This window comes from Archangium sp. (assembly GCF_036389735.1).
In the GTDB taxonomy this organism is placed as follows: domain Bacteria; phylum Myxococcota; class Myxococcia; order Myxococcales; family Myxococcaceae; genus Archangium.
The window spans coordinates 1-3,955 of record NZ_DASVWK010000446.1 but is presented as its reverse complement, the minus strand read 5'-3'; the positions used below and the strand labels follow the sequence as shown (position 1 = coordinate 3,955).

The following is a 3,955-nucleotide window of genomic DNA, read 5'->3' as shown; positions in this document are numbered from 1 at the left end:
GATGGCCGCCACGGCGATGATGTTGGGCAGCGGGTAGGTGGAGGGGTAGTTGTTGCTGATGTCGTTGTTGGCGCTGCTGTTGCCCGCCGCGGCGATGAAGAGCATGCCCGCCTGCTGGTGCCGGGCGATGGAGTCCTGGAGCGCCTGGGAGAAGGCGCTGCCTCCCCACGAGTTGCTGGTGGCGACGATGTTCACCGGGTGGGCCGTGCGCGTGCGCAGGCCGTACAGGTAATCCATGCACTCCACCGCGTCCGCCGTGGCGCCTCCGCCCGTGGCGCTGAGGAACTTGCAGGCGATGAGCTTCGCCCGCCAGTTCACGCCCGCCACGCCCTTGGCGTTGTTGCCGCGGCCGGCGATGGTGCCCGCGCAGTGGCTGCCGTGCTTGTTGTCGTCCAGCGGGTCGCCGCTGCCGGTGATGGTGTTGATGCCGTGCACGTCATCCACGTAGCCGTTGCCGTCGTCATCCACCTCGTTGCCGGGGATTTCGCCGGGGTTGACCCACATGTTGTCGGCCAGGTCCTCGTGCAGGTAGTTGATGCCCGTGTCGATCACCGCGATGACCGTCTCCTCACTGCCCGTGGTCAGCTCCCACGCCTCGGGCATGTTGAGGTCCACGTCGGCCGTGCCGCTGCTCTGCCCGGTGTTGTGCAGACCCCACAGCTCCTCGAACTCGGGATCGTCCGGCGCCGCGTCGATGCGGTAGACGTAGTTGGGCTCGACGTAGAGCACGTTCGGATCGGCGCGGTAGGCCTCCACGGCGCCCTCCACGTCCAGGCTGGCCGGCAGCAGCACGCGCTGGAGGCCGGGGACGGAGCGGTAGCTCCGAGCCACCCGCGCCCCCAGCATCCCATGCGTCCACACCTCGCTCTCCGAGCCCTCCCTGAAGCGCACCAGCAGCTCGCCGCTGACCACTTCCTGTCCGTCGCTCGTCAGCTCCGTGAGCAGCTCCGGAGCGAAGGGGACTCGCGAGGCCCCCCGCCGCACGGTGGCGCTCGCCGTCCCCGCCTCCACCGATGACTCCTGTGACTCCTGACAGCCGGCTCCCCCCAGGGTGAGCAACGCCGTCAACGCCCCGAGCCGTAAGCCCGGGAGACTCCCTCTCGAAACAGACTTCTTCCGCAACATGTGACCTCCATGAGTCAACCCGTCTCCGGCCCGCTGCCGGGAGCTGATGGCTCCCGCGCCTCGATGGTTGGAAACCGGGAAGACTGTTCTATACTGAAAACTCGAACTCCCCTCCACTCCGTGGCCGGAGGGTGAGGAAATCCAGCTGCGGCGAGGGGGAGGCCTCCGGACCCCTGGCACGCCCACTTCCGCGCGTCAGGAATCGAGGGGCGGAGATTTCCTGCATCATTTTTCACCTCGTCGGCTCCGTGGTTGGGGGGGCTGCTCAGCCCCAGCGGACCCATGAGTGGGTACCCACGATTGAGGCCTATGAGAATGAACAGTCTGATTCGCGACCTGGGGGTTGTGGGTAACCTGGTGCCGAGGGCGCTCGCCCTGGCTCTTCTGCCGTTGCTCTGCGGGTGTTCGACCACCGCGACCATTTCCCGCATCAGCGGGGGGTCGGTCGACGCCGAGATTCAACGCAGTGACCGGGATGGCGTTTACGTCTCGACGAACACAGGGCGGAAGTTTCGCGTCCCGAGGTCGGATATCTCAGACATCGACCACCCAGGGAACGCGGTAGCCGTCGTCGGCAGCGCTCTGAGCGTCTATGGGATCATCAATATCGCTTCGGGGATGGAGACCTGCGGCAGGTTGAGCGGAACAACGTATGGCACAGCGTACTGTGGGGGTACCTTCGCTCCCGCGGTGCTCGGTGTTTCGATGCTCACCTGGGGCTTGATGACCTGGACCAAATCCACCGAGGCCGCGGGCAACCTCATGCCCCCGCCCTACGACTCCGTCCCTTCCGCACCACCGGCTTCCGCGTTCGACGTCTCATCGTCCACCCAGCAAAACAAGGCCCACTCTTCTCGAGAACGAGCCAGGACCGGAGGTTTCCAGAATACCCGCTGGGGGATGAGTCCGGAGCAGGTCCGAAACCTCTACGCCGACGTCGAGGCTTCCAGCCCCGACATTCTTTCCACCAAGAGGCCGCTGGCGGGCCATCCAGCCACTGTCCGCTTTGGCTTCCTCGGCGGACAGCTCATGCAGGTTCACCTCGAGCTTGTTCGTTCAGAGACGACGAACCCACCTTCCGACGTGTTCGGCCATTTCAAGGCATTGCTTGGCCAGAAGTACGGGCAGCCATTGACCCAGGGCGACAGGTCGGTGACCTGGAGCGCGGAAGGATCGACCATCGAACTTCTCGCGCCAGGTGAAGAGGGTATGCCGGTGAAGTTGGTCTACATGCGCGGCAACGACATGAATACCGTGACCAAGGATCTCTAGGTGACGGTAGCCCTTTCCTTCATGTCATCGCGTTGTAGACAGACCCGTACGACTGGCGCACGAGTGCCCGGGCGGAAGGCCGTGGCGACACTCAGTCGCATCGCGGTGTGTAAGAGGGGGGGAAAACCATGAGGAGAGGAACTGTGCGGAGGCACGGGGCGTGGTGCGGGCTATTCGCACTGGTGGCGTTCTGGGCCGGCAGCGACCCGATCGTCGCGGAGGCGGCCGAGGTGGGCGTCCCACGAGCCCACGTGCGACAAGCCACTGGGGGCGAGGGGCAGACGCGTTGGGTGCGCCGCAGCGTCAACGTTCCGGAGAGGGAGGTCCTCGGGCAGGGCATCACCATCGACCGGGACGACAACACCATCGCCATTGGCATCTACAAGGGTACACCTGACTTCGGGAGCGGCCCGCTGCCGCCCCTGTCGCAGCCCGATGGCTTCAACGCCTTCCTCGTGAAGTACACACCGGAGGGTCGCCTGCTCTGGGCCCGCGGCTTCGGTGCCGCGCCGGAGGAGTCGGGAGACGAGCCCTCCACGCTCTTCGCCCAGGTGGTGACGGACCACGGGCGCCACATCACCATCATCGGGAACGCCAGCAACTCCGTGGACTTCGGAAGCGGCCTGATACCGGCGGGCGCGTTCATCGTGCAATTCGACTCCGACGGCGACCTTCGCTGGGTGCGTCACATCCCAGGCAGGTCCTTCGTCGCCCTCACCGAACTGGCGGTCGACCGGGAGGACAATCTGCTCGTGGCGGGCTTCATCACCGGGCCGGTGGATTTCGGTGGCGGTCCCCGCACGTCCACGGGCACTGGAGCCTTCGTCGCGAAGTACACGAGCGAGGGCGGGTACGTGTGGGACCGCGTCTTCGACACGCCAGGATCCAGTTCCTTCACGGGCGTGGCCACGGACTCGAACAACCACGTCTACGTCTCGGGCATCTTCCAGGGTGAGGCCAACTTCGGCGGGCGCACGCTGTCCGGACCCGGCGCCGACGTGGCCGTCATCGCCCGCTTCGCCCCGTCCGGCGCGCACGTCTGGTCCCGCACGCTGGAGGACGTGACGGGGGTGGACGAGCGGGGAGCGATCCGCCTCGGCGACATCGCCGTGCACGGCAACCGCGTGGTGGTGGTGGGCGAGTTCAACGGCAGCTTCGAGTTCGACGGGCGCACGTTCACCACCGCCTTCGGCGACCGAAGCGGCCTCGTGCTCGCGATGACACGGGATGGAGAGGACCGGTGGGGACGGAGTCTTGGCTTCTCGGTCCAGCAGGTGCGCGCGGACCTGGAGGACGACGTGACGGTGATCGGCACGGCGCTGCCGGGCGATGACGTGGGCACGGGCCCGCTGCCCGCCACCCCCGCCAGTTACCTCTTCCTCAGCAAGTTCGACCGGGTGGACGGCGCGCGGGACTGGGTGCGCACCTTCGACGCGGAGGCCGCCTCGTTCGCCTTCCTCGGCGTCGCCCGGCACGGAGAGGTCGCGGTCACCGGCGCGTTCTTCGCCCCGGTGGACTTCGGTACGGGCACGCTCCTCCCCAGCTCGGACTTCTTCGA

At 66.6% G+C, this 3,955-nt stretch carries 3 protein-coding genes; 2 read left to right on the top strand and 1 reads right to left on the bottom strand.

The window, feature by feature from the left end; translation table 11 throughout:
* Nucleotides 1–1,011: S8 family peptidase (locus tag VF794_RS15910; protein WP_331111274.1), on the bottom strand; the 1,011-nt coding region annotated here is incomplete at its 3' end.
* 429 nt (nucleotides 1,012–1,440) lie between these two features.
* Here VF794_RS15910 and VF794_RS15905 point away from each other — a divergent pair.
* On the top strand, nucleotides 1,441–2,397 hold the full coding sequence (locus tag VF794_RS15905) for a hypothetical protein (protein ID WP_331111272.1): 957 nt from the start codon (nucleotides 1,441–1,443) through the stop codon (nucleotides 2,395–2,397).
* Nucleotides 2,398–2,648: 251 nt separating this feature from the next.
* On the top strand, nucleotides 2,649–3,955 hold a 1,307-nt coding region (locus VF794_RS15900), incomplete at its 3' end, for a hypothetical protein (RefSeq protein WP_331111270.1).